We start from the raw sequence: 26,131 nt of genomic DNA on the forward strand, positions 1-26,131 counted from the left end.
TGGCGACGGGTACGGTCGCGTGATGGGCGACGACACCACCGAGGATCTGCGGGCCGAGTCTCTCGCGGCGCTGCGCCGCCTCGTCGACCGCGAGGACGCCGCGTTCCACGACGGGCAGTTCGAGGCTGTCGCGGCGCTCGTACGCGACCGCTCCCGGGCGCTCGTGGTCCAGCGCACCGGCTGGGGCAAGTCGGCCGTGTACTTCGTGGCGACGCTGCTCCTGCGACGCCGCGGCTCGGGCCCGACGATCCTCGTCTCGCCGTTGCTGGCGCTCATGCGCGACCAGGTCGCCGCTGCCGAGCGCGCCGGCGTCCGGGCGGCGAGCATCAACTCCGCCAACCCGCTCGAATGGGACGACGTGCTCGCACGCCTCCACTCCGACGAGCTCGACGTGCTCCTGGTCAGCCCCGAGCGCCTCAACAATCCGCGGTTCCGCGACGAGCAGCTGCCGGCGCTCGTCGCGCGCGCCGGGCTGCTGGTCGTCGACGAGGCGCATTGCATCTCGGACTGGGGGCACGACTTCCGGCCCGACTACCGCCGCCTGCGGGACCTCATCGCCGGCATGCCCGCAACGGTGCCCGTGCTGGCCACCACCGCGACCGCCAATGAGCGTGTCGTGCACGACGTGGAGGAGCAGCTCGGCATCGGCGGCGTAGCCGTCCTGACCATCCGGGGTCCTCTTGCGCGGGCGTCGCTGCGCCTCGGCGTGCTGCGGCTCCCGGATGCCGCGACGCGCCTGGCGTGGCTGCTCAGCCACCTCGGCGACCTGCCCGGCAGCGGGATCATCTACACCCTCACCGTCTCCGCCGCCGACGACACCGCGCGGCTCCTGCGCGAGGCGGGCCACGACGTGCGCGCCTACACGGGGCAGACGGACCCCGCCGAACGCGAGGAGTCCGAGCGGCTGCTCAAGGAGAACCGGCTGAAGGCGCTCGTGGCCACCAGCGCGCTCGGCATGGGGTTCGACAAGCCGGATCTCGCCTTCGTCATCCACGTCGGCGCGCCGTCGACGCCCGTCGCGTACTACCAGCAGGTCGGCCGCGCCGGTCGCGCGACCGAGCGCGCCGACGTCCTGCTGCTGCCGGGGCCCGAAGACCGGGCGATCTGGCAGTACTTCGCGACGTCGTCGATGCCGGACGAGGCGAAGGCGAACGCGGTGCTCGAAGAGCTCGCGCACGAGCAGGCGCCGCTGTCGACCGTCGCGCTCGAGGCGCGCGTCGACATCCGCCGCAGCCGCCTCGAGCTGCTCCTGAAGGTGCTCGACGTGGACGGCGCTGTGGATCGTGTGCAGGGCGGCTGGGTATCCTCCGGCGCACCCTGGACCTATGACGCCGAGCGGTACGCGCGGATCGCCGAGGCCCGCGTCCGCGAGCAGGAGTCGATGATCGAGTACGAGACGACCTTGGGATGCCGCATGGAGTTCCTGCAGCGCGCCCTCGACGATCCGGCCGCCGAGGCGTGCGGTCGCTGCGACAACTGCGCGTCTCCCTGGTATCCGACCGATCTCGACCCGGCGACGACCGCCACCGCCGGAGCGGCGATGGCTCGGGTCGGCGTGCTGGTCGAGCCGCGGGCGCAGTGGCCGAGCGGCATGGCCCGGCTCGGACTCGACGTGCGGGGCAACATCGCGCGCGAGGAGCGCCTCGAGCCGGGAAGGGCGCTCGCACGCCTGACCGACCTGGGGTGGGGCGGGCCTCTCCGCGACCTGTTCGCCCCCCGCGCGCCCGACACCGAGGTTCCGCCGGCCATGGCCGCCGCGTGCGTCCGGGTGCTCGCCGACTGGGATTGGGAGGCGCGGCCTGCCGCAGTGGTCGCCATGCCCTCTCGCGCCCGCCCCCTGCTGGTGGGGTCGCTCGCGCGCACGCTCTCCGAGGTCGGCCGCCTGCCGCTGCTGGGGTCGCTCGATCTGACCGGGACCGGCCCGGGCGGCAGCGGCGGCAACAGCGCCTACCGGCTCGCCGGCGTGGCGAGCAGCTTCGTCATCGGACCGGACCTCGCGGCGGCGCTGACGGCGCTCGACGGCGGCCCGGTCCTGCTCGTCGACGACCTCGTCGACAGCCGGTGGTCGCTGACCGTCGCGGGGCGTCTGCTGCGTCGCGCGGGCGCGGGGCCGGTGCTGCCGTTCGTCCTCGCCGCGCGGGCCTGAGCACCGGGCGCGGCCGCCGCTCAACAGTGCGCAACAAAGGAGCGGATGCCGCGGCATCCGCCTACTCTCAGGACATGAGCGACCTGAACCTGCCGATCCTGGATCTCTCGCAGCTCGACGAGGGCCCCGAGGCTGCGGCGCGATTCCGCGACGAGCTCCGGGCAGCGACGCACGACGTGGGCTTCTTCTACCTGACCGGCACCGGCGTGACGCCCGAGCTCGAGACCCGGCTCCACCGCGCGGCCCGGGACTTCTTCGCCCTGCCCGACGCCGACAAGCTCGCGATCGAGAACATCAAGAGCCCGCACTTCCGCGGTTACACGCGGATCGGCGGCGAGCGCACGCAGGGCAAGGTCGACTGGCGCGAGCAGATCGACATCGGCCCCGAGCGCGAGGCGATCGCCGACGCCGAGGCCGCCGACTTCTTCCGCCTGGTCGGACCGAACCTGTGGCCCGACGCCCAGCCCGAGCTGCGCGACGTCGTGTCGGAGTGGCATGACCACCTGTCGGGCGTCGCCCGCAAGCTGCTGCGCGCGTGGGCGCTCTCGCTCGGCGCCCCGGAGAACTACTTCGACGAGCACTTCGGCGAGCCCTCGACCCTCATCAAGATCGTGCGCTACCCCGGCAAGGAGGACCCGACCCCGCAGCAGGGCGTCGGCGCGCACAAGGACTCCGGCGTCCTCACGCTGCTGTGGGTCGAGCCGGGAAAGGGCGGCCTCCAGGTGCAGCGCGACGGCGAGTGGGTGGACGCGCCGCCGGTGCCGGGCGCCTTCGTCGTCAACATCGGCGAGCTCCTCGAGTACGCGACTCAGGGCTACCTCGTCGCGACGAACCACCGGGTGATCTCGCCGCGATTCCCCGACGACCGGATCTCGGTGCCGTTCTTCTTCAACCCCGCCCTCGACAAGCGCCTCCCGCTCATCGAGCTGCCCGCTGAGCTCGCCGGCGAGGCGCGCGGGGTGACCCAGGACCCGTCGAACCCGATCCACGCCCTCTACGGCGAGAACGCGCTCAAGTCGCGCCTGCGGGCCCACCCCGACGTCGCCGAGATCCACCACGCCGACCTCGTTGCCGCTCGGGCCGCCACCGCCTGAGGCACCGGATCGGCGGCGACGGGCGGACGAGAAGAAGGCCGCCCCACACCTGGGGCGGCCTTCTCAAGAAGTTCTCTGCGCGATTGAACGCTGGGTTCGCGATGCGCTTTCGACGGGTGCGCCTTAGCGGCGCAGGCCGAGACGCTCGATGAGCGAGCGGTAACGGTTGATGTCGATGTCCTGGAGGTAGCCCAGGAGACGGCGGCGCTGACCGACCATCAGGAACAGACCACGACGCGAGTGGTGGTCGTGCTTGTGCTCCTTCAGGTGCTCTGTGAGGTCCTTGATGCGCTGCGTCAGCATCGCGACCTGCACCTCGGGGGATCCGGTGTCACCGGGGTGCGTCGCGTACTCTTCGATGATCGCCTTCTTAGCGTCTGATTCGAGTGGCATAGATGGGATCCCCTTTCTCGTCGTTGCGCGGTGCCCGACGCCTGGTGCGTGAGCTCTCTTTATCCGCGGCCGATCAAACGGCAACCTCAAGAGTCTACCAGCCGGATCGACACCCGCGGTAACCGGCGGGACCGCACACGGTCGGCCCGGGTTTAGCCTCGAAGGATGCCTCTCCCGTCGTCCGCCGAGCACGCGCTGTGATGCCGCGATTGCGCCGCGATCACTTCCTCGATCTGCGGCCATTCACGACGAGCCCCGCGTTCACGCGCATGTGGATCGGATCGACGCTCGCGGGGCTCGGCGGGCAGCTGACGATCGTCGCGATCATGCTGCACATGTACGAGCTGACCGGCTCGACGTTCGCGGTCGCGATGATCGCAGTGGCGGGTCTCGTGCCGATGATCATCGCAGGTCTCTACGGCGGGATGCTCGCCGACGCGTTCGACCGGCGCACCGTCGCGCTGATCGCCGCGACGGTGACCTTCGCATCGACGGTGCTCCTGGCGGTGCTCGCGTGGGGCGCGCTCGAGACGGTGTGGTGGCTCTACGTCCTGAGCATCGTCAACTCCTCGGCGAACTCGATCGTCATGGCTGCCCGCCAGGCGATCGTGCCCCGACTCATCCCGCGCGAACTGCTGCCCGCGGCATCCGCTCTCGGCGGCATCACCGTGGGGATCATGGTCATGGCCGGACCGGCGCTGGCGGGCGTGATGGTGGCGCTCGTCGGCTACGCATGGACGTACACGCTCGACGTGGTGCTCATGCTGTCGCTCTTCCTCGGCCTGTGGACACTGCCGAAGCTTCTCCCCGAGGGCGACATCGTCCGCCCTGGATGGGAGTCACTCAAGGACGGCGCGCGGTTCCTGCGCCGGGCGTCCAACATCCGGCTGCAGTTCGTGCTCGACATCGTCGCAATGACGTTCGGGCAGCCGCTGGCGCTCTTTCCGGCCATCGGCGCGGTGCTCCTCGGCGGAGGCCCGATCACGACCGGCATCCTCACGGCGTCGATCGCCGCCGGCGCCTTCTTCTCGAGCCTGTTCTCCGGGCCGGTCGGGCGCGTGCGGCACCACGGCCTCGGGATCGAGCGCGCCATCCTCGTCTACGGCGGCGCGATCGCAGCGCTCGGGCTCGTGCTCGGAGCAGCGGCCCTCGGCTGGTTCGCACCCGAGGTGGTCAGCGAGGACTCCCCCAATCTCGTGCTCATCGCGCTCGCGTGCGCGACGCTCGCCGTCGCGGGCGCGGCCGACAACGTCAGCTCGATCTTCCGCAACACCATGGTGCAGGCCGCCGTCCCCGACGCGATCCGCGGGCGGCTGCAGGGCATCTTCATCGTCGTGGTCGCCGGCGGGCCGCGCCTCGGCGCGTTCTATGCGGGAACGCTCGCCACCGTGACGGCGCTGTGGTTCCCGCCGCTGCTCGGCGGATTCGTCATCGTCGCACTCGTGGCCTTCCTCGTGCGGCTCAGCCCCCGGTTCCGCGCCTACGACGCCGAGCACCCGGAGCCGTAGCCGAACGGCCGCACATCGGCGGATTTCGGACGTCGCGCTCCCTCCGCGCCTTCGGCGTCCGAGCCGCGGCGTAGAGTTCCCGGGTGTCCACCGCCCCCGCCTCCGTCGAGACCGCAGCCGCCGACGCCCCGCCGCCCGGCACGTCGCAGCTCTCGATCGCGGTCCAGTTCACGCTCGCGGGCGTCGTGTGGGGTGCGAGCTTCCTGTTCATGAAGGTCGCGCTCGGCGGCATCTCGCCGGCGCAGGTGGCATGGTCGCGCCTCATCCTCGGCGCCCTCGCCCTCGGCCTGTTCGTGCTGATGCGGCGCGAGGCGCTGCCTCGCTCGCTCAGGATCTGGGGGCACATGACCGTGCTCGCGGTCTCGTTCTGCGTTGTGCCGTTCCTGCTGTTCTCCTGGGCGCAGCAGCACGTCACCTCGGGCCTCGCCAGCATCTACAACGCCACGACGCCGATCATGACGGCGATCATGGCCGGCCTGCTGTTCCGCGTCGAGAAGCTCAAGCCGCTGCAGATCGCCGGCATCGGCCTCGGCATCGCGGGCGTCATCGTCATCATCGGCCCCTGGCAGGGCCTCGACCTCTCGCAGAGCCTCGTCGCCCAGCTGGCGATCCTCGGCGCCACGGCCTGCTACGGCTTCAGCCTCGCCTACATGCGCAAATTCGTGTCGAACACCGGCATGAGCGCTCTGATGTTCTCGTTCCTCAACATCGGCATCGCGGCGGCGATCATGGCGGTGTTGACCCCGGTGCTCGTGCTCACACCCGTCCGGCTCAACCCCTGGATCGTGGTCAGCGTGGTGCTCCTGGGCTGCCTCGGCACCGGCATCGCCTACATCTGGAACCAGAATGCCGTCCGTGCGTGGGGTCCCACCCGCGCGTCGACGGTGACCTACATCACGCCGCTCGTCGGCGTCGTGCTGGGTGCGCTCATCCTGGGCGAGCGCCTGAGCTGGAACGAGCCCGTCGGCGCGCTCGTCGTCTTCCTCGGCATCCTGCTCGCCCAGGATCGCCTGCGCAGGGTGCGCAGGAACGACGAAGGGACGGACGCCGTGGCATCCGTCCCCTCGCGATCTCGCTGACCTGCCGGCCTCGCGCGGTCGTCAGTCCTGCTGGAGCGCGCCCTGGAGGTCCAGGGTGATGGTGATGTCCTTGCCCACGAGCACGCCGCCGGTCTCGAGCGCGGCGTTCCAGGTAAGACCGAAGTCCTCCCGGTTGACCACGGCCTTCGCCGTCGCGCCGGCCTTGTAGTTGCCCCACGGGTCGGTGCCGAAGCCGCCGAACTCGAAGTCGAAGGTGACCGGCTTGGTGATGCCGCGGATCGTGAGGTCGCCGTCGACGAGGAAGTCGTCGCCCTCGATGCGCGCACCCGTCGAGCGGAACTCCATCGTCGGGTGGTTCTCGACGTCGAAGAAGTCGGCCGAGCGGAGGTGGTTGTCGCGGCCCTCGTCCTTGGTGTCGACGGAGGTCACGTCGACGCTGGCCTCGACCTTGGCGTCCAGCGGATTCTCGGGAGCGATGAGCGTGGCGCTCTTCATGCCGAACGTGCCACGCACCTTCGAGATCATCATGTGGCGGACGCTGAAAGTCACCTCGCTGTGCGCGGGGTCGAGCACCCAGGTGCCCGTCTTGTAGCCGGGGATGTCGATGGTCGAGGCGGTGTCGGTCATGGTGGTCCTTCGTGTCGGTGGCCGCCGCGGTCTGGGGCGGGCATACCGGGTCCAACGCGCGGGACGAACCGATCTATTCCCGTGAATGCAAAATCCCGATCAGCGGATGCCTCGCCTCACGCCGCCACGGACCGCCGTACCCGTCCGGGGGTGCGCCCCGTCGTCCGCGTGAACGCGCGACTGAACGCCGCCTCCGAGCCGTAGCCGTACGCGGCCGCGACGGCGGCGACGCTCTGCCCGGTCGCAAGCGATCCATGCGCCGCACCTGATGATCAAGCCGCAGATCTTCGACACCGAGCTGCAGGAGATGCTGCTGCGCGGGTCCGGCCTCGATTGGACGATCGTGCAGCCGGCGCGACCGTTTCGGTGTCGGGCTGAGCACCCGCGCCCGACGCGAAGAGGGGGCGGATGCCGCAGCATCCGCCCCCTCGTTCACATCGCCTCGGATCAGCCGACCGCGATGAGGTCGATGATGAAGACGAGCGTCTTGCCGCCGAGGAAGTGGCCGCCGGCCGGGCCGTACGCCAGGTGCGGGGGGATGACGAGCTCGCGGCGGCCGCCGACCTTCATGCCGGGGATGCCGTCCTGCCAGCCCTGGATCAGACCGCGCAGGGGGAACTGGATGCTCTCGCCACGGTTCCACGAGGAGTCGAACTCCTCGCCGGATTCGTACTCTACTCCGGCGTAGTGGACGGTGACGGTGTCGCCCGGCTTGGCCTCGGCGCCGTCTCCGACGATGATGTCGCGGATGACGAGGTCGGTGGGAGCGGGACCCTCGGGGGCGTCGAATTCGGGCTTGGTGCGGTCGTCAGTCATGGTTCCATCCAACCCGAGCGGGTGCCGCGGGTCAACGCGAGCGACTCCCTGCGACAAGACTCAGCGCTCGGTGCCGCGGCGATGCCTGCGTGACTCCCGAGCGCTGAGTTGATCTGCCCCCAGGATGCCGGGGACGCCACGAGCGTGTCAAGACCCGGGGCGGTGAGGGGTGCGGGGCTCGTAGCTCAGGGTGCGAAGAGCGCCGACCGCGCCGTCGCAGTCCGCTGCAGCAGCACGTGCTCGTCCTCGGCGGCCTGCGGGTCGCGCCCCGTGATCGCCCGCTGCCGCGCCGCGGCGAGCGCGGTGGCGTCGGCGATGAAGCCCTTCATGAGCGGCGTGCGGTCGCCCCGCAGCGTGCCCGCCCACGCCAGACCCGCCTTCCGGCCGGCGCCCGTGGCGAGCATGTCGGCCTCCTGCATGGTGAACCACCCCGCCTCGGCGTACTCCCCCAGCCGGCGCCGCGTGAGCCGTGACTCCTCGCGTCGAAGCGCGATGACGCCCAGGATGAACCCGACGAACAGCGGCACCTGGAGTGTCAGGTAGAGGCCCCAGAAATCGCCGAGCACGGCGGAGGCGTTCCAGATCGCGTGCAGGATCGTCGCCCCGATCATGCCGACGATCCACGGTCCGATCGCGCGTCCCGCGCTCGCGCCGCGGCGGGCGGCGAGGCCGAGTGCGAATCCGGTGACGCTCGTGAACATGACGTGCGCGAAGGGAGACAGGATGCCGCGCATGAAGAACGTCACGGTCGTGTCGGCCGCGCCGCCCTCGAGGAAGCTCACGGCGAAGTACTGGATGTTCTCGGTGAAGGCGAACCCCGCACCGATGAGCGCGCCGTACACGATGCCGTCCACGGGCCCGTCGAACGCCCGCCGCGCCGTCACGAAGATGATGTAGACGCCCAGACCCTTGCCGAACTCCTCGACGATCGGCGCCTGCACGATCGCCGACACGGCTTCCGCCTGCGGGGTCGAGGCCGTGCCGAACACGATCGACAGCACCAGGTCGACACCCAGCGCGATGCCTACCGCGGCGATCGCTCCCCACGCCACGGCGAACACGATGAGACCCCGCGGCTCGGGCTCCCACCGGTCGACGATCCGGACCGCGAGCAGGACGCCGGCGAGCGGGATGAGCGCCAGGACCATGCCGATGAGGGATGCCGCGGGCCCGAGGGCGTTGAGGAAGTAGCCGACCAGCGCGACGAGCACCAGCACGAGGATCCCGGCGATCCAGATGGGCGCCGTGCGACCGCGACGGGGTGGCACCGGCATCGCCGCGGGCGACGCCGGTGCCACCGGGATCACGGAGGGTGCGGCGTGCCGTGGCTGAGCCAGCGCGGAGGGGAACGAGGGCGGCATCAGTCCGGGCCGCGGGCGCCCGTAGGGCTGATCATGCGTCATGCGCACAGCATATGGCTGCACTGCCCGCCCGAACGTGCGGCGCTGCGGCCGGTAAGTTGGAGGGATGCGCTTCGCCCATGTGATCCCGCCTGGGTCGGACGACCCCCGGCTCGTCCTCGTCGAGGGCCAGCACGTCGTCGTCGTCGCGGAGCTCTTCGAGGGAGCGCCCCGCGTCCTCGAAGAGCTGATCGCAGGCGGCGACGCCCTGCTCGATCGCGTCCGCGATGCGGCACCCGGTGCGGCGCGGCATCCGCTCGACGGACAGCGGTACGCGTCGGTCGTGCTCACTCCCCCGGTGATCCTCGCGATCGGACTGAACTACGCCGCGCACTCGAGCGAGCTGGGGCTGAAGACCGACTCCAACCCGACCGTCTTCGCGCTGTGGCCGAACTCGCTGAGCGGGCACGACGGCACCACGACGTGGCCGCGCTCGCTGAGCGAGTCGATCGACTACGAGGCCGAGCTGGGGGTCATCATCGGCACTCCCGCCAAGGACGTCGCGCCCGAGGACGCCCTCGACCACGTGTGGGGCTACACCGTGGTCAACGACATCACCGCGCGCGACATCCAGTACTCCGAGGCGCAGTGGTCGCGGTGCAAATCGTTCGACGGCTTCACCCCGACGGGTCCGTTCGTCGTCACCGCCGACGAGATCCCCGACCCGCAGGACCTCCACATCTGGACGGTGCTCGACGGGCACACCATGCAGGACGCCTCGACGGGCCAGATGGTCCGGACCGTCGCGACGCTGATCTCGCACCTGTCCAAGTCGGTCACGCTCCTGCCCGGCACGCTCATCTCGACCGGCAGCCCGGGTGGCGCCGGCTACTCGCGCGACCCGCAGGTGTTCCTGCGCGACCGGTCGACCGTGACCGTGGGAATCGACGGCATCGGCGCGCTCACCACGCACTGCCGCATCCTGGGCTGACGCCCGCACGACGAAGCCGCACGGTGGATCACCGTGCGGCTTCGTCGTGTGCGTCTACCGGTTGATGTTCGAGCAGTCGACGGGGAGGCCGCCGACCGTCACCGTTCCCTCGAAGCCGACCGCCTGGCACGCCTGGAGCGCCTCGGACGAGAAGGTGATGAGCGGGATGACGACCGCGAAGAACAGGATCGCGCCGAGCACCATCAGCACGGCCGAGATGATGATCGCCGCGACGGCCCAGCCGTTCTTGTGGCCGGCCTTCCTGCTTTGAACGAGGGCGACGATGCCGAGGATCAGGGCGATCAGCTGCACGAAGAACGACAGGATGAACGCGACGATCCCCATCGTGCGGCCGGGGACGGACGTCGAGGCGGGGGCACCGTACGATGCGGCCGGCGCGGAGGCGTACTGCGGCTGGCCGTAGGACGGCGCCGCGGGCGGCGTCGTCGAGTAGCCGGGCGGCGGGGGCGGGACGGAGCCGTCGCCGGGTGCAGGGGTCTGCGGATCGGTCATGTCATTCCTCTCATGGGACTGGCACGAACGTATCGGTCGGCGGCGGGCCGGGGCAATCGGCCGCGCCGATGAGGCCGCGGCGGGTGCGGCATCCGCTCGGCTCCTCCTGGCGCGAAGCGGCCGTCAGATCTGTGGGTCGTCGACGACGGCGACCTCGGCGTCGACGATCGGGATCGCGGCCGTGATCGTCTCGAGGCCCGACAGGCGCGCCGGCGACAGCTGCTTGGTGACCTCTTCGCGCGACATGAGCTCGGCCTCGACGACGAGGTCGGCGACGTTGCGCCCGGTGAGGAGCGCCGTCTTGGCGAGCGCCGCGGCGGCCGCGTACCCGATGAAGGGCGTGAGCGCGGTGATGACGCCGACGGATGCTCCGACCATGGTGCCCAGCCGCTCGCGGTTGGCGGTGATGCCCTCCACGCAGTTGATGCGCAGCGTGTGCATTCCGCGGCGCATCCAGGTGATGGACTGGAAGATCGAGTGGGCGATGACCGGCTCGAAGGCGTTGAGCTGGAGCTGGCCGCCCTCCACCGCCATCGTCACCGTGAGGTCGGCGCCGGCCACCGCGAACGCGATCTGGTTGACGACCTCGGGGATGACGGGATTGACCTTGCCGGGCATGATGCTCGACCCCGCCTGGCGTGCGGGCAGGTTGATCTCGCCGAAGCCGGCCTGCGGACCCGACGAGAGCAGTCGGAGGTCGTTGCAGATCTTCGACAGCTTGATGGCGTTGCGCTTGAGCGACGAGGAGAACGACATGAACGCGCCGGTGTCGCTCGTCGACTCAACGAGGTCGGTCGCGAGGTCGAGGTCGAGTCCGCTGATCTGGCGCAGGTGCTCCAGGACCGCCTTGCTGTAGTCGGGGTGGGTCGTGATGCCGGTGCCGATGGCCGTCGCGCCCATGTTGATCTCGTACAGCAGGTACGCGTTCTCGTTCAGGCGGCTGTAGTCCTCGCCGAGGGTCGTGGCGAAGCCGTGGAACTCCTGGCCGAGCGTCATCGGCACCGCGTCCTGCAGCTGCGTGCGTCCGACCTTGAGGACGTCATGGAACTCGACGGCCTTGTCGAGGAAGGCGCGGCGGAGCAGGTCGAGCTCTTCGAGGAGCGTCTGCAGGTCGAGGCCGAGGCCCACCTTGATGGCGGTCGGGTAGACGTCGTTCGTCGACTGACTGCGGTTGGTGTCGTCGATCGGCGACAGGAACGCGTAGTCGCCCTTCTCGCGCCCGGCGAGTTCCAGCGCGATGTTGGTGATGACCTCGTTCGCGTTCATGTTGGTCGACGTGCCCGCGCCCCCCTGGATCACGCCGACGACGAACTGGTCGTGGTACTCGCCGTCGATCACGAGCTGCGCGGCGCGGTCGATCAGATCCGCCTTCTCGGCCGAGAGCACGCCGATGTCGCGGTTCGCCCGCGCGGAGGCCTGCTTGACCATGGCGAGCGCCTTGACCAGGTCGCGGTACACCGAGATCGGTCGCTTCGAGATCGGGAAGTTCTCGAGCGCGCGGGCGGTGTGGATGCCCCAGTAGGCATCGGCGGGGATCTCGAGGGATCCGAGGGAGTCGGTCTCGGTGCGGGTGCGCGTCATTGCGTCCAGAGCCATGGTGTTCGTCCTCGTGGGTAGGTCACGGCGGTGTGCGGGATGCCTCTCACCCTACGCTCGCGGTGAATCGCGCGGGGTGTACTCCGGGTACATGGCAACGGCGCCGGTGTACGCGGCGTCTATCGCGGGTGGGTGTCAGGCGCGCTTGCGCGAGAACTCCTCGAGCCGCTCCTCCGGGGTCAGGCGGGCCATGTGCGCGACCCACTCGGCCGAGAAGTAGTCGCCGGTGGGCGCATCGACGACCGGCACCACGGCGTGCGTGACGGTGTCGTCGTGCACGTGGACGAGGTGGAACGACTGACCGGCGTCCATGCCGTTCACCTCGGCCGCGGGGCGCGCGAGGTTCATCGTGTAACAGGTCGCCGCGGCCACGCTCACCGGGACTCCCGCGAACGTGCCGCTCGTGGAGTAGTGCAGGTGCCCGGCGAGGATCGCCCGCACGTCCGAGCCGGCGATCACGTCGGCGAGGCGGCCCTGATCGCGCAGCTCCAGGATGTCGAACAGCGGCACATGCGACGGCAGCGGCGGGTGATGGAGCGCGAGGATCGTGCCGAGCGGCGCGGGGGTGGCGAGCTCGGCGCGGAGCCACTCCAGCTGCGCGGCGTCGAGATCGCCGTGGTGCCAGCCGGGTACGGTCGAGTCGAGCGCGATGAGCCGCAGGCCGCCGAGGTCCCACACGCCGGTGACGGGCTCCTCCGTCGCGTCGAGGCCGAGCAGGTCGCGGCGCAGCGCCGGGCGCTCGTCGTGATTGCCGGCCACCCACACCACGGGCGCCTGCAGCCGTGCGGCGAAGGGCTCGACGGCTTCGCGCAGAGCGGCGTAGGCCTCGGGCTCGCCGAGGTCGGTCAGGTCGCCCGTGAATACGATCGCGTCGGGCCGGATGCCGGTCGCCTCGGCGGCCTCGAGGGTGCGCGTGAGGTTCGCCGCCGTGTCGAAGCGCCCGCCCAGGGCGCGGTTGCCGGCCAGCAGATGGGTGTCGCTGAGGTGCAGCAGCGTCCGCCGCGCGGGCGGGTACTGCCCGAACTGGACGGATGCCGCGCCCCGCCCGGGTGCGGAGGCACCGGATGCCGCGCCCGCGGCGTCGGAGGAGGACGGTGCGGTCATGTCCTCAGCCTACGGCGCGGGGCCGACGCGGCTCAGTGGTTGAAGACGATGAGCAGCAGACCGCCGAGGACCGCGGCCCCCGCGATCGCGAACGACAGGTAGGCGCCCACGAGGGCGACGCGCTTCTGCCCGTCGGTCAGCGGGCTCTTCTTCGCCGCCTTGGCCGCCGCCTTCTCTGCGCGGCGCGCCTCCTTCTCGGTGATCACCGTGATGGCGTCGGTGAACTCGGCGGGCGCGACGACCGGCGCGCGTCCGGCGCGCACCAGCAGACGCAGGCCGAGCGCGTAGGCGCTGACGACGATGGACGCGGAGACGAAGGCCGCCACGAAGACCTGGACGAAAGCCAGCCAGTCGATGGTGATCACGCCGCGCCCCCGTCCTTCGGGCCGCGCCCGGATCGCTCGGCGGCCTTGGCCGCCTTCTTCTCGGCCGACTCGCGCGCAGCGCGAGCGCGGGCCTCCTCGCGGGCGATCGCGCGCTGGCGGCGGGTGGGCGGCGGATTGCGCTTGACCTTGACCGCCTTGCCGGAGTCAGCGACCTCGCTCATGGCGTTGCCGGCGTTCACCTCGTCGCGGCGCGAGCGCATGAACAGCCCGAGGATGATCACGACCGCGATGATCGCGTCGATCACGACGCCCCACACCGGGAGGACCACCACGAGCAGCGCGGCGAGCGCGCCGACGGCGCCGGCCGCCGGAAGCGTCAGGATCCAGCCGATCATGATGCGGCCGACGGTGCGCCAGCGCACCTGCGAGCCGCGGCGGCCGAGGCCGGAGCCGATGACCGAGCCCGAGGCAACCTGGGTGGTCGAGAGAGCGAAGCCGAGAGCGCTCGAAGCCAGGATCGTCGCGGCGGTCGAGCTCTCGGCGGCGAAGCCCTGAGCGGGCTTGACCTCGGTGAGGCCCTTGCCGAGCGTGCGGATGATGCGCCAGCCGCCCATGTAGGTGCCGAGCGCGATCGTCACGGCGCAGGCGACGATGACCCACGTCTGCGGCTCGGGGTTCGATGCCGACTGCAGACCCGACGTGATGAGGAGCAGCGTGATGATGCCCATCGTCTTCTGCGCGTCGTTGGTGCCGTGCGCCAGCGCGACGAGCGACGACGTGAAGATCTGGCCTACGCGGAAGCCGTCTCGGCCGTCGGGCTTGCTGTCGTAGCGCCGCGTGATCACATAAGCGAGCTTGGTCGCGGCGTAGGCGATGATGCCCGCCGTGAGGGGCGCGATCACCGCCGGCAGGATGACCTTCGAGACGACGACGCTGAAGTTGATGGCACTCGCGCCGACGCCGACGAGCGTCGCTCCGATGAGACCGCCGAACAGCGCGTGCGACGACGAGGACGGGAGCCCGAGCAGCCACGTGAGCATGTTCCACGTGATGGCGCCGATGAGGCCCGCGAAGATGATCTCGGGGAAGATCGTCGCCGAGATGTCCTCCTCGTTGATCATGCCGCCCGAGATGGTCTGGGCCACCTCCGTCGACAGGAAGGCGCCGACCAGGTTCAGGATCGCCGCGAGCAGCACCGCGGTCTTGGGCTTCAGAGCGCCCGTCGCGATCGGCGTCGCCATCGCGTTCGCGGTGTCGTGGAACCCGTTGGTGAAGTCGAAGAACAGTGCCAGAGCGATGACCAGCACGATGATGAGGGTTGCGGCTTCCACCGTTCGCTTTCCGAGAGGGGGTGTGGAGAAGAGTGCCGACGGGATCGGCGTGACGAACGAACAGTTCACCGTGAGTTCAGGAACCGGCAACCGGCCAGAAGAATCCTTACACCGCCCACGCCTGCGGTCAACTTGAACGGGAGCGTGCGAACAGGTCCGTCGAAGCCCGCCGCGGGTTAGCGTTGACCCCGTGACCGTCCACGACACCCCCGCCGCAGCATCCGCCCCCGTCGCAGATCCCCGCCCGACCGTGCGCAGCCATCACGGCGACGAGGTCGAAGACCGCTACGAGTGGTTCCGCGCCAAGGAGGATGCCGCGGTGATCGCGCACCTCGAGGCCGAGAACGCGTACACCGAGGCCCGCACGTCGCACCTCGCGGGCCTCCGCGACCGCATCTTCGACGAGATCAAGGGGCGCACGCTCGAGACCGACCTCTCGGTGCCCACCCGTCGCGGCGACTGGTGGTACTACGGGCGCACCGTCGAGGGCAAGCAGTACGGGATCCAGTGCCGCGCGCCGCTCGCCTCGCCGGACGACTGGACGCCGCCGGAGCTCTCCCCCGACACCGAGGTGCCGGGCGAGCAGGTGCTGCTCGACAGCAACGTCGAAGCCGAGGGGACGGAGTTCTTCTCGCTCGGCAGCTTCGAGATCTCGACCGACGGCACGCTCATGCTCTACGGGGTCGACGTGGCGGGCGACGAGCGCTACACGGTGCGCGTGCGCGACCTCACGACCGGCGAGCAGCTGCCAGACGAGATCCCGGGCACCTTCGCCGGCGCCACCTTCTCCCCGGACGGCTGCTTCATCGTCTACACGACGGTCGACGACGCCTGGCGGCCGGACACCGTGTGGCTGCACGAGCTCGGCACGCCTGTCGACAACGACGAGAAGCTCTTCCACGAACCGGACGAGCGGTACTGGGTGGGCGCCGGGTTCACGCGCAGCGACCGCTACCTCGTCATCGAGATCGGCTCGTCGATCACCTCCGAGGAGTGGCTCGTGGATGCCGACGACCTGCGGGGCGAGGCCCGCGTCGTCTGGCCCCGCGTCGAGGGCGTCGAGTACGAAGCCGCCCACGCGGTCGTCGACGGCGAGGACGTGCTGTTCATCCTTCACAACGACGACGCCCTCGACTTCGAGCTGGTGCGGGTCTCGGCATCCGATCCCTCCGGCTCCCGCGACGTGGTGATCCCTCACCGTCCCGGCCACCGGCTGCTGGGCGTCTCGACCTTCCGCGACTGGGGTGTCGTCGGCTATCGACGCGGCGGACTCCCCCGGCTCGGCATGCTCGACTACGCCACAGGCGCCGTGAGCGAGATCGAGTTCGACGAACCGCTGTACGCGGCGGGCACCGGCGGCAACCCCGAGTGGGCTCCCCCGCTCCTGCGTCTGGGCTACGGGTCGTTCGTCACGCCGGGAACAGTCTTCGACTACGACGTCGCGACCGGCGAGCGGATGCTGCGCAAGCGGCAGCCCGTGCTCGGAGGCTACGACCCCGACGACTACGCGCAGGCGCGCGTGTGGGCCACCGCGCAGGACGGCACCCAGGTGCCGATCTCGCTGGTGTGGAAGCGCTCGTTCGGCGAAGCGGGCGCCGAGCCCCGGCCGGTCCACCTCTACGGCTACGGCTCGTACGAGCACTCGATCGAACCGGGCATGTCGGTGCCGCGGCTGTCCGAGCTCGACCGCGGCGTGATCTTCGCCGTCGCGCACGTGCGCGGCGGCGGTGAGATGGGGCGCCAGTGGTACGAGGACGGAAAGCTGCTCAGCAAGCGCAACACGTTCACCGACTTCGTCGACTGCGCCCGCCACCTCGTCGATGCGGGCTACACGACCCCCGACCGCCTGGTGGCCGAGGGCGGCTCGGCGGGTGGGCTGCTCATGGGCGCGGTAGCCAACCTCGCGCCGGAGCTGTTCGCCGGCGTCCTCGCCGATGTGCCGTTCGTCGACGCGCTGACGACGATCCTCGACCCGTCGCTGCCGCTCACCGTGATCGAGTGGGACGAGTGGGGCGACCCGCTGCACAACGCCGACGTGTACGCCTACATGAAGTCGTACTCGCCGTACGAGAACGTGCGTGCCGACGTCGCCTACCCGCGGATCCTCGCCGTCACCTCGCTCAACGACACCCGCGTGCTGTACGTCGAGCCCGCGAAGTGGGTCGCGCGCCTTCGCGAGGTCGGCGCCGACGCGCTCCTCAAGTGCGAGATGGTCGCCGGCCACGGCGGCGTCTCGGGCCGCTACAACGCCTGGCGCGAGCGGGCGTTCGAGCTGGCGTGGCTGCTCGACGTGCTGGGCGTCGCCGACGCCTGACGCCGCCCGCGCCGCGCGGCGCACCCCACCGCGCCCCCGACGCTGGATCGTGTCCCACTTTCCGCCGATCGTGTCCCACTTTCCAGCGAAAGCGTGGGCCTAATCGAATGAAAGTGGGACACGTGGAGCAGCGCCGGGCCGCCAGCCTGCCTTCATGAGGGCATCCCGCACCTTCCTGACGGCTGCCCGTCCGTCATCCCGCATGTGATGGTTGAGGATCCGGACGTGATCCCACCCGAGACCGCGGATGAGATCCCAGCGGTCGGCATCCCGCGCGAACTGCGTCGGGTTCTCGGCGTGCACCCGGCCGTCGTATTCCGGAGCGACGCACCACCGCGGGTACGCCAGGTCGAGTTCGGCTGCGGGAAGCCCGCGGTGGTCAAGCAGCGTCCAGTTGATGTGCGGCTCCGGGAGTCCCGCACCCACCAGAAGAAGCCGGAGGCTGGTCTCTCGGGGTGACCGCACACCGCCTCGCACATGCGCCAGGGCCGCGCGAAGGATGCCGCCGCGCACGTCGCCCATCGACTCGATTTCACCGGTGAGATCGGCGATCGATGCGATCGGCCTCCTGCCGCGGTCGCTGACAAGGAAGTCGGCCGCGGCGATGAGGTCGTGCAGACCCCACAGGGTGCCGGTCTGCCTCCAGGCACGGACCGGATGCTCGACAGGCAGGCCGCTGGGAAGGATGAGCAACGCGGGGTCGCGGATCTGGAGCCGATGGCCCGTGACTCCTGCGGTCCGGGGCTCGCGGCTCGGTCGATGGGCGGAGACGTGTACCGCGGGGTGGTAGGGCCATTCCGGGGTGGGCGCTCCGATCAGACTGAGCGCAGTCTCGTGGCTGAAGAACTGCCAGGGCGCAAGCCGAGGGGCGTAGTCCAAGCACGCGTCGAGCAGCGACGCGCCCGGAACGCCGTCGGTCGCACGGACGCCGTGGAACGGTCGGCGGATGTCGCGACGGCTGAGTCTGGACGGAGAGACACCGAGCCTGACGGCGTCGGCCACACTGAACCGAGGGGGCAGTTCGGGTGGAAGATGGGTGCGGCGCGGCATCCGCTCACTCTGTCGGCGCACGCACGGGGCTGACCCGCCGCGCCGCGGATCTGTCAGCGATGGCTCAGACGGTATCCCTGGTGAGGAACGTCCTCGGGCGCGAACGCCGGGTGCATGTCCCGATCTTTTTCATTCCGCCCCGCCGATGCGACCGAATCTGGGACACCAACGGCGGAAATCGGGACATGCCAAGCCTCCGCACCGTTCGCTGCGCAGCGGAGGCACAGCGAAGCAGAGGAACGAAGGAGCGGATGCCTCGGCCGAGGCATCCGTCGCGTGATCGCCGCGGCTCAGCCGAAGAGCGCCGCGGCCTCTTCGTAGCGGTACAGCGGGACGGTGTTCAGCTCGCCCAGGGCCTCGGCGAACGGCACGCGCACGATGTCGGTGCCGCGCATCGCGACCATCTGGCCCCACGCACCGTCGACGACCGCGTCGGCGGCGTGCAGGCCGAGGCGCGTGGCGAGGACCCGGTCGAAGCCCGACGGCGACCCACCGCGCTGGATGTGGCCCAGCACGGTCGCGCGCGTCTCGATGCCGGTGATGCGCTCGATCTCGGGGGCGATGATCTCACTGATGCCGCCGAGGCGCGGGCGGTTGAAGGCGTCGAGTCCCTTGTCGCTGTAGGCCTCGTCCATGCCCTTGAGGGTGAAGCCCTCCGACACGACGATGAGCGGCGCACGGCCGCGGTCGTGCGCGCGCGAGACGAGGGCCGCGATCTCGTCGATCGACATCGGCACCTCGGGGATGCAGATCGCGTGCGCACCGGCGGCCATGCCCGCGTGGAGGGCGATCCACCCGACGTGGCGTCCCATGACCTCGGCGACCATGCACCGCTGGTGGGAGTCGCCGGTCGTGCGAAGGCGGTCCATCGCGTCGGTGGCGATGTTGACGGCGGTGTCGAAGCCGAACGAGTAGTCGGTGGCGCGCAGGTCGTTGTCGATCGTCTTCGGCACGCCGAGCACGTTGATGCCGTCGTTCGAGAGGCGGTTGGCCGCCGCGAGGGTGCCTTCGCCGCCGATCGCGATGATGCCGTCGAGGCGGTGGCCGTACATCGTCTTGGCGATGTTCTCGGCGCCGCCGCGCGGGCCCTCGTACGGGTTGGTGCGCGAGGTGCCGAGGATCGTGCCGCCGGTCTTGGCGAGACCCTTCACCTCGTGACGCGTCAGCGGGAAGAAGTCGCCGTCGACCACACCGCGCCAGCCGTCGCGGATGCCGACGAACTCGAGGTCGTACGTCGTCGTCCCCTTGAGCACGACGCCGCGGATGACCGCGTTGAGTCCGGGGCAGTCGCCGCCGCTGGTCAGGATGCCGATCTTCATAGCTGTGGTCCTCGCTGTCGGGTGAAGAGGGTCGGCGACGCTGCCTCACCCGACATTAGTGCCGGATGCCGCCACCTGCCACACGAGCCGTCAGGGCGCCTCGCCCACCCAGCCCTCGTCGGCGCGCACCCAGCGCTGCTCGCCCGCCGGACGCGCCAGCGTCCCGCGGAACCAGAACGTCTCGTCGGGGTTCCAGCCCGCCAGCACCGTCGCACGCTCACCGTCGACGTCGATCGCGCGCGTCGCGGCGGTGAGGTACCCGAGCACGGTGAGGTGCACGGCATCCGCCTCGCCGGCGACGCCCCGCCAGTCGGGGATCACCCACGACCCGACGCGCCCGGTGACGCGGAACCAGTCGTGGCGGCGAGCGGCCGACACGTCGAGCGGATGCCGCCGGCACAGGTCCGCCCAGTCATCGGGTCCGGTGATCTCGATGACCCGCGCGGGGTGCGCCTCGACGGGGACGGCGACGGCGGCGTCGTCACGGAAGGAGTCCTCCTCGAACCACAGCCGGGCAGGACCATCCGCACCGAGCGCGCGCGTGGTGCGGACGAGGTCGTGAGCCGGCGGGATCGACCACCAGATGCCCGACCAGTTGGCGGTGGGGTCCGCGGCGCGCTCACGCGCGGCGCGTGCCTCGTCCGCGAGGGTGTCCCGATGCCACGCGGCGAGTGCGGCGTCGAGGTCGTCCGCGGGCCGCCCGCCGCCCTCCCAGGGCAGCGTCCATTGGTCTGCGAGCTCGACGCCGGTCGCCCACCACGCGGCCGCCGGCGACGCCGCGATCAGCTCCGCTGCAGGGCGCAGCGCCTCGCGCACCGCGGGAAGCGCCGCCAGCAGATCCTCGCCGTCGGGCGGCTGCCAGTACATGGCGCGGTCGACGCTCGCCTGAAGCGCGTCGCGCAGCCGTTGCGGGGTCGCGGCCGGAAGCGGGATGGACCGCAGGGCATCCGCCGCTTCGTCCGTGGTCGCGGTCGGGGGCTCGAACGCGGCGGCGGGGGTCTCGCCGCCGTCCTCACCGATCATGAGCACGACGCCGCGGTCGGCGGGATCGGTAAGCGCATGGGCCGCCCAGAACACCGCGGTCGAGGCATCCCGCCCCTCGTCGGTGTCGGCGTCGAGCGCACACGCTCGCACGAACTCGAGGCACACGCGCCGGCCGCGCGGACCGGCGAGCAGCAGGTCGGCGTCGAAGGTCATCAGGTCACCCTAGCGGGTGGCGCAGACGGCACCGTGGCCGGCCCGCCCTGAACGCGAACGGCGCCCGCCGCCGCGGGATGCGGGAGGGGCGCCGATCGAGGGACCAGCGGGTCAGCTGCCTCCGAGCGCCTGGCGCGTGAGGTGCATGAGCGCCGACAGCTGCACGGAGTCGCTCGACTGCGGGTCGACGGCCTCGCCGTCGAGCGCGCGGGCGGCGAGTCCCTGCTTCGAGTCGATGAGCTCGGCGATCTTGGTGTCGATCGTGTGGGCGGCGATGATGCGCCAAGCGGTCACGGGCTCGTCCTGGCCGATGCGGTGGACGCGGTCGATCGCCTGCGTCTGCTCGGCGGCCGTCCACGACAGCTCCGCGAGCACGACGTTCGACGACGCCTGCATGTTCACGCCGACGCCCGCCGCCGTGAGCGAGCAGACCGCGATGCCGACATCCGGATCGGTGTTGAACGCGTCGATCGCCTGCTGGCGGGCAGCGGTCGTCTGGTCGCCGCGCAGCGACACCGTCTTCAGGCCCGCGGCCGCGAAGTGCGCTTCGGCCGCGTCCATCACGTCGATGTGCTTGGCGAAGAACACCACTTTGTCGACCGAGCGCTGCAGCTGCACCGCGTAGTCCGCGGCGAGGAGCGCCTTGGCCTGGCCGATCTTGCGGACCATGGTGAAGACGTTCTCGGAGCCGGTGCCGGCGGCCTTCGACTCCTCCAGCTCGTTCTGCGCGACCAGACGCACGATGTCGTCATCCAGCTCGCCGGGAGCGAGGCCGCGGTCTCCGCGGGCCTCGATGATCCGGCGGTACCGCGACGCGAGCCGCTCGCCGAGTTCGCGCTCGGCCTGACGGATCGAACGGCCGAACTCGTCATCCAGCTCGACGGGCAGATCGGCGATCAGCTTGTCGGGGAGGTCGGCGGCGACGTCCTTCTTCTTGCGTCGCACGATGCCCATCGAGATCACCGCGTTGCGCGCCTCGGGGTAGAACGCCTTGTCGGCCGGCGTGAGGCCGGTCTCGTCGAGCTTCTCCATGAGCGCCGGGCCGGGCTTCTCGCCCGTCGTCCACCCCAGGAACCGCCAGATGGCGTCGAAGTCCTCGACGTCGTTGATCAGCGGCGTTCCCGTGAGGGCGAGGAGGAGGGGGTTGCGGACCTGCTCGCGGATGCGGGTCGCGAGCGCGAGGACGTTCTGCGACCGCTGCGAGCTGAGGTTCTTGATGAAGTGGGCCTCGTCGACGACCATGCCCTTCAGGCCCAGATCGCCGAGCCACGAGAGGTGCCGGTCGAGGATCTCGTAGTTGACGATGAACACATCGGCGAACGCGTCGATGTTCTCGCCGTCGCCGTGGATGACGGTCGCACGGCGCTGCGGCGTCCACCGCTCGACCTCGCGCGCCCAGTTCATCTTGACGACGTTGGGCACGACCGCGAGCAGCGGGTAGGCGCCGGCGACGGATGCTGCGAGCACCGACTCCGCCGTCTTGCCGAGGCCCGGCTCGTCGGCCAGGAGGAAGCTGCGGTGCCCCTGGCGCACGGCCTCGAGGAAGCGCGACTGGTGTGGCATGACCTCGAGGTTGCGCGGCGACAGCCGGTCGAACTCGGGGACCGCCGGGAGGTCCATCGACGCCGCCGCGCCGCCTGCACCGGTCTCGAACGCCTTGTACAGCGGACCCATGAGCTCCCAGCCGTCGAGGCGGCGACGCGGCACCTCCTTCGGCGGGCGCGCGGTGAGGTCGGGCGCCAGGAACGGATTGGACTCGCGGCGGGCCTCGACCTGCGGCGGAACGACCTGACGCTCGGCCAGGGCCGCTGGCACGACCTGCACGGTGACAGGGGCGACGTCGGTGATGATGAGCTCGTCCGGCGGCAGTTCGGCGCCGGACTCGAGCAGCCAGTCTCGCCGCATGCGACGGGCGACCGGAGATGTCGCCTGGTCGACTTCGAGCAGCTGGATCAGAGAGGTGTCGCGGGCCGCGGTCTTGGCGAGGATCGTGGCGACCCCGTCGAGCCGCTTGAGCAGCTCGGCGCGCGCGGCGTCGGTCACGCCCGAGTCGGACTTCACCCGCGCGCGCTCCTCGCGCACCAGGAACGCGATCACCTGGAACTTGACGCGGTTGGTGGGCCCGAGCTTTCCGCGCTGGGCCTTGGCCTCGACCTCGCGCACCTTGCGGGCGAGGATCGGGATGATGGGCGCCTCGTCGTCGCGGCGGGCGGAAGACGACTTCCGGCGTCGCTGAGCGGACGTCTGGGCGGGTGCCGTGGGCGGCATGCTCCTCCTGAGCGTGAGTGCCGGTGGGTCCGGCGGTGATCGGTGCGAGACCGAAGTTCTGCGGTGCTCCCACGGGCGGCGCGGGCGCCGTCGCGAACGCGGGACGGGATGGTCACGCCGGCGGCCACGGGCACTCGCTTCTGCGAGCTGTGACATCGTCAGCGGATTCCCTCCGCCCAGTCTAGCGGAAGCGGGGCGGTCAGCCCCAGATCGTCTCGACGATGTCTTCGGTGTAGCCGTCGGGCGCGAAGTTGATCCACGCGGTCGACACCCATGCGCCCCCGCCGACGTAGTGGGTCTCGCCGCTCGTGTACTCCTCGTCGTCGAGCGTGACGCCCTTCTGCTCCCAGCGGCAGACGGTGCCCTCGCCGAGCTCCTCGCACCCGAATCCGCCCGCGGAGAGCTGCTCGGTAACGAACGTCGCCTGATCGGCGTCGACAGCCGTCACGTTGGTCGCGAGGCCGAATTCGCTCGGCTGCCCCCACGAGCAGCGGATCGTGGGCGCACCGCCCTCGATGATCTCGAGCAGGTCGACGTCCTGCGTCGAGACCATGGTGACTCCGGGGTCGTTGAGCGGCGGGTTCTCCTCCTCGAGGTCGGCGAGCATCGCGGCGGAGTAGATGTCCTCGCACGCCTCGGGAACGACGAAGGCCGCGGCGGTGGCGGTCGGCGTGGGCGTGGGGGTCTCGGTGCCGGTGGGAGTCGCCACGATGGTCGGCGTCGAGTCGCCGGTGGGCTCGGCTTCGGGCTCGGGCTGGCACGCGACCGTGGTGGCGGCTGCGGCGATCAGCACGACGGCGACGGCCATCGCTCGGGTCGCGCGTCGGCGACGGTCCTGCGGCATGACATCCCCCCGGTCGTCCGTTCTCGACTTCGACCCTACGTCGCCGCCGCCCGGCGCGTCGTCGAACGCGCCGGGCCCGCCGCGACCGGCAGGTCAGCGGTCGTCGTCGGCGAAGGTGCTCTGCCACTCCGACAGGGTGCGCGGATCGTCCGTGACGATGCCGTCGACTCCGAGTGCGGTGACGGCGTCCCACTGCGCGTCCTTGTTGAGCGTGTACACGAACACGCGGGCACCGACGGCGTGCAGCTCGTCGACGACCTCCGGCCGCGCGAGCACCGCCTTGCGGTCGACGATGATGCCGCGGACACCCGCCTGCTCGACGGCGGTGACCACGTCCTGCGGCAGGTGCTTGAGCACGAGCAGGCGCGAGACGACCTCCGACGACGCAGCGGACAGCGCCAGCGTGCGCGCGTCGAAGCTCGCCAGCGCGATGCGGCGCTCGAGGTCGCGCGCGTGGACCTCGGCGAGCGCACGATCGACGGACGCGGCATCCCACACCCCCTTGAGCTCGACGATCGCCCGACCTCCCGACTCGTCCAGCACGTCGAGGAACTCCTGGAGCGTCGGCACGCGCGTGCCGCGGAAGGCGGGATCGAACCACGAACCCGCATCGAGCGCCCGCACCTCGGCCAGGGTGAGCGACGCGAGGCGACCGGTGCCGTCCGTGGTGCGGTCGACCTTCTTGTCGTGCATGAGCACCGGGTGGCCGTCGGCGGTCAGTGCGACGTCGACCTCGACGTAGCCGTCGCCGACCGCGAGGGCGGCCTCGATGGCGGGGAGGGTGTTCTCGGGAGCCGTGGCGCCTCCGCCGCGGTGACTCGTGATGAGGGCGGCGTCACCGGGCGTGCGAGGATCGCCGAGCAGTTCGGTCGCGCTCACGCGCGCCGGGGTCGCGCCGAGGAACGCGATCACGAGGCTCGCGGCGGCGAGGACGCACACGACGAGCAGGGCGTGGATCCGGTCGCGGGCGCGGTCGGATGCCGCGGAGTGGGGCATCGGGCATGTCCTCCGGGTCTCGCACCGCGTCTCCGTCGACGCGGGGTGCGGACCACTCTACATGCGGCGTTACCTTTTCGTTACTTAGTTTTCCCGCGGGTCTCGCGCACCGCGTTCCACAGTGCGTCGGCGACCTTGCGCTTGGATCCGCCGGCGACCGCGGCGACCTCGCCGGCGGCGTCGAGGAGGGTCACCTCGTTGTCGTCCGACTCGAATCCCCGTGACCATCCGACCTGGTTCACCGCCAGCAGATCGGCGCCCTTGCGGGCCGCCTTGCGGCGCCCGCGGTCGAGCAGCGTCTCACCCTCGCCGGGAGTCTCGGCCGCGAAGCCCACGATGGTCTGACCGTCCCGCCGCGCTTGCACGAGTCCGGCCAGGATGTCGTCGTTCTCGACGAGGTGCAGTGTGATGCCCGGCCCCGCCGCGGCATCCTTCGACAGCTTCGCATCGGACACCTCCGCGACGCGGTAGTCGGCGACCGCCGCCGCCATCACGATCACGTCGGCGTCACCGGCCGCCTCGCCTACCGCGTCGGCGAGTTCGATTGCGGTGCCCGCACGCTGCACGCGCACACGCGGGTGAGCGGATGCCTCGGCCAGCACACCCTCGTCGACGTGCGCCGCGATCAGCAGCACGTCAGCGCCGCGATCGGCAGCCGCGAGCGCCACGGCCACACCCTGCTTGCCGCTCGAGCGGTTGCCGATGAAGCGCACGGGGTCGATGGGCTCGCGCGTGCCCCCGGCCGTCACGACCGCCCGCAGCCCGTCCAGATCCGCCGCGGGTCGGGCCGCCGCCGTCAGCGCCGCCTCGAGAATGGCCTCGGGTTCGGACATCCGCCCGGGTCCGCTGTCACCGCCGGTGAGCTCTCCGTCGGCGGGGCCGACCATGACGACGCCCCGTCCGCGCAGTGTCGCGATGTTCGCGACCGTCGCCGGATGCCGCCACATCTCCGTGTGCATGGCGGGGGCGACGACGACCGGCGCGGTCGTCGCGAGTAGGGTCGTGCCGAGGAGATCGTCCGCCAGCCCGGTGGCCATCTTCGCCAGGGTGTTCGCGGTGGCGGGCGCCACGATCACGAGATCGGCCGACTGGCCGAGGGCGACGTGGCGGACGCGGGCCACGTCGTCGTGGACGGAGGTCGTCACGGGGTGACGGCTGATCGCCTCCCAGGTCGGAAGGCCCACGAACCTCACGGCGTCGGCCGTCGGCACGACGTGGACCTCATGGCCCTCCTTCACGAGGAGGCGCACGAGGTGCACCGTCTTGTAGGCGGCGATGCCACCCGAGACTCCGACCACGACGAACACCCTCCGATCTT

General features: G+C 70.8%; 22 protein-coding genes and 1 pseudogene. 6 read left to right on the forward strand and 17 right to left on the reverse strand.

Going from position 1 to position 26,131, the window contains the following annotated elements; translation table 11 throughout:
• Window positions 1–22: 22 nt before the first annotated feature.
• Window positions 23–2,146, forward strand: a complete 2,124-nt coding sequence (locus tag OB08_RS08610; protein WP_461474070.1) for a RecQ family ATP-dependent DNA helicase — start codon at window positions 23–25, stop codon at window positions 2,144–2,146.
• Window positions 2,147–2,220: 74 nt separating this feature from the next.
• Window positions 2,221–3,240: an isopenicillin N synthase family dioxygenase gene (locus OB08_RS08615; protein ID WP_461474034.1), complete on the forward strand. Its 1,020-nt coding sequence runs from the start codon at window positions 2,221–2,223 to the stop codon at window positions 3,238–3,240.
• A 123-nt stretch (window positions 3,241–3,363) separates the two neighbouring features.
• On the opposite strand, the gene rpsO is transcribed toward OB08_RS08615, so the two are convergent.
• Complete coding sequence (rpsO, locus tag OB08_RS08620; protein WP_056121136.1) at window positions 3,364–3,633, reverse strand: 30S ribosomal protein S15; 270 nt, start codon at window positions 3,631–3,633, stop codon at window positions 3,364–3,366.
• A gap of 200 nt (window positions 3,634–3,833) precedes the next feature.
• On the opposite strand from rpsO, the gene OB08_RS08625 reads away from it, so the two are divergent.
• Window positions 3,834–5,141: an MFS transporter gene (locus OB08_RS08625; RefSeq protein WP_461474035.1), complete on the forward strand. Its 1,308-nt coding sequence runs from the start codon at window positions 3,834–3,836 to the stop codon at window positions 5,139–5,141.
• Window positions 5,142–5,224: 83 nt separating this feature from the next.
• Window positions 5,225–6,220 (forward strand): DMT family transporter, encoded by a 996-nt coding sequence (locus OB08_RS08630; protein WP_461474036.1) that lies wholly within the window; start codon window positions 5,225–5,227, stop codon window positions 6,218–6,220.
• Between the two features lie 21 nt (window positions 6,221–6,241).
• Here OB08_RS08630 and OB08_RS08635 read toward each other — a convergent pair whose 3' ends face one another.
• The 4 genes and pseudogenes from OB08_RS08635 to OB08_RS08650 all read right to left on the reverse strand — a co-directional run bounded on the left by OB08_RS08635 (window position 6,242) and on the right by OB08_RS08650 (window position 9,027).
• Window positions 6,242–6,808: a YceI family protein gene (locus OB08_RS08635; protein WP_461474037.1), complete on the reverse strand. Its 567-nt coding sequence runs from the start codon at window positions 6,806–6,808 to the stop codon at window positions 6,242–6,244.
• A gap of 116 nt (window positions 6,809–6,924) precedes the next feature.
• Window positions 6,925–7,056: pseudogene (locus OB08_RS08640) on the reverse strand (helix-turn-helix domain-containing protein); the annotation flags it as partial.
• A 199-nt stretch (window positions 7,057–7,255) separates the two neighbouring features.
• Window positions 7,256–7,624, reverse strand: coding sequence for an FKBP-type peptidyl-prolyl cis-trans isomerase (locus OB08_RS08645; protein WP_461474038.1), 369 nt, complete (start codon window positions 7,622–7,624; stop codon window positions 7,256–7,258).
• A gap of 185 nt (window positions 7,625–7,809) precedes the next feature.
• Window positions 7,810–9,027 (reverse strand): PrsW family intramembrane metalloprotease, encoded by a 1,218-nt coding sequence (locus tag OB08_RS08650; RefSeq protein WP_461474039.1) that lies wholly within the window; start codon window positions 9,025–9,027, stop codon window positions 7,810–7,812.
• Window positions 9,028–9,091: 64 nt separating this feature from the next.
• Between OB08_RS08650 and OB08_RS08655 the strand changes: the two genes are divergently transcribed.
• Complete coding sequence (locus OB08_RS08655) at window positions 9,092–9,955, forward strand: fumarylacetoacetate hydrolase family protein (RefSeq protein ID WP_461474040.1); 864 nt, start codon at window positions 9,092–9,094, stop codon at window positions 9,953–9,955.
• Between the two features lie 54 nt (window positions 9,956–10,009).
• Here the strand turns inward: OB08_RS08655 and OB08_RS08660 are convergent, their stop codons facing one another.
• From OB08_RS08660 to OB08_RS08680, 5 genes are all read right to left on the reverse strand, one after another.
• Window positions 10,010–10,468 (reverse strand): DUF4190 domain-containing protein, encoded by a 459-nt coding sequence (locus OB08_RS08660; RefSeq protein ID WP_461474041.1) that lies wholly within the window; start codon window positions 10,466–10,468, stop codon window positions 10,010–10,012.
• A gap of 123 nt (window positions 10,469–10,591) precedes the next feature.
• Window positions 10,592–12,064, reverse strand: coding sequence for an aspartate ammonia-lyase (locus OB08_RS08665; RefSeq protein ID WP_461474042.1), 1,473 nt, complete (start codon window positions 12,062–12,064; stop codon window positions 10,592–10,594).
• Window positions 12,065–12,199: 135 nt separating this feature from the next.
• Window positions 12,200–13,168, reverse strand: a complete 969-nt coding sequence (locus OB08_RS08670; RefSeq protein ID WP_461474043.1) for a phosphodiesterase — start codon at window positions 13,166–13,168, stop codon at window positions 12,200–12,202.
• A 32-nt stretch (window positions 13,169–13,200) separates the two neighbouring features.
• Window positions 13,201–13,533 (reverse strand): peptidase, encoded by a 333-nt coding sequence (locus OB08_RS08675; protein ID WP_461474044.1) that lies wholly within the window; start codon window positions 13,531–13,533, stop codon window positions 13,201–13,203.
• Complete coding sequence (locus OB08_RS08680) at window positions 13,530–14,825, reverse strand: inorganic phosphate transporter (protein WP_461474045.1); 1,296 nt, start codon at window positions 14,823–14,825, stop codon at window positions 13,530–13,532. Before OB08_RS08680 ends, OB08_RS08675 begins: the two co-directional genes overlap by 4 nt.
• Before the next feature lie 190 nt (window positions 14,826–15,015).
• Here OB08_RS08680 and OB08_RS08685 point away from each other — a divergent pair, with 190 nt between their 5' ends.
• On the forward strand, window positions 15,016–17,139 hold the full coding sequence (locus OB08_RS08685; RefSeq protein WP_461474046.1) for a S9 family peptidase: 2,124 nt from the start codon (window positions 15,016–15,018) through the stop codon (window positions 17,137–17,139).
• Window positions 17,140–17,238: 99 nt separating this feature from the next.
• Here OB08_RS08685 and OB08_RS08690 read toward each other — a convergent pair whose 3' ends face one another.
• From OB08_RS08690 to coaBC, 7 genes are all read right to left on the reverse strand, one after another.
• Window positions 17,239–18,189 carry a hypothetical protein gene (locus OB08_RS08690; protein ID WP_461474047.1) on the reverse strand — a complete coding sequence of 317 codons (951 nt, stop codon included), beginning with the start codon at window positions 18,187–18,189 and terminating at the stop codon, window positions 17,239–17,241.
• A 290-nt stretch (window positions 18,190–18,479) separates the two neighbouring features.
• Window positions 18,480–19,508 carry an ATP-dependent 6-phosphofructokinase gene (locus OB08_RS08695; protein ID WP_461474048.1) on the reverse strand — a complete coding sequence of 343 codons (1,029 nt, stop codon included), beginning with the start codon at window positions 19,506–19,508 and terminating at the stop codon, window positions 18,480–18,482.
• A 90-nt stretch (window positions 19,509–19,598) separates the two neighbouring features.
• Window positions 19,599–20,705, reverse strand: a complete 1,107-nt coding sequence (locus OB08_RS08700; RefSeq protein WP_461474049.1) for a hypothetical protein — start codon at window positions 20,703–20,705, stop codon at window positions 19,599–19,601.
• A 111-nt stretch (window positions 20,706–20,816) separates the two neighbouring features.
• Window positions 20,817–22,973: a DEAD/DEAH box helicase gene (locus tag OB08_RS08705; protein WP_461474050.1), complete on the reverse strand. Its 2,157-nt coding sequence runs from the start codon at window positions 22,971–22,973 to the stop codon at window positions 20,817–20,819.
• A gap of 199 nt (window positions 22,974–23,172) precedes the next feature.
• The gene (locus OB08_RS08710; protein ID WP_461474051.1) at window positions 23,173–23,817 is read right to left on the reverse strand and encodes a hypothetical protein; all 645 of its coding nucleotides are present in this window, start codon (window positions 23,815–23,817) and stop codon (window positions 23,173–23,175) included.
• 93 nt (window positions 23,818–23,910) lie between these two features.
• Window positions 23,911–24,813: a glycerophosphodiester phosphodiesterase gene (locus OB08_RS08715; RefSeq protein WP_461474052.1), complete on the reverse strand. Its 903-nt coding sequence runs from the start codon at window positions 24,811–24,813 to the stop codon at window positions 23,911–23,913.
• 80 nt (window positions 24,814–24,893) lie between these two features.
• Window positions 24,894–26,120 (reverse strand): bifunctional phosphopantothenoylcysteine decarboxylase/phosphopantothenate--cysteine ligase CoaBC, encoded by a 1,227-nt coding sequence (gene coaBC / locus OB08_RS08720; protein ID WP_461474053.1) that lies wholly within the window; start codon window positions 26,118–26,120, stop codon window positions 24,894–24,896.
• Window positions 26,121–26,131: the final 11 nt, after the last annotated feature.

Source organism: Microbacterium sp. HJ5, assembly GCF_054824025.1.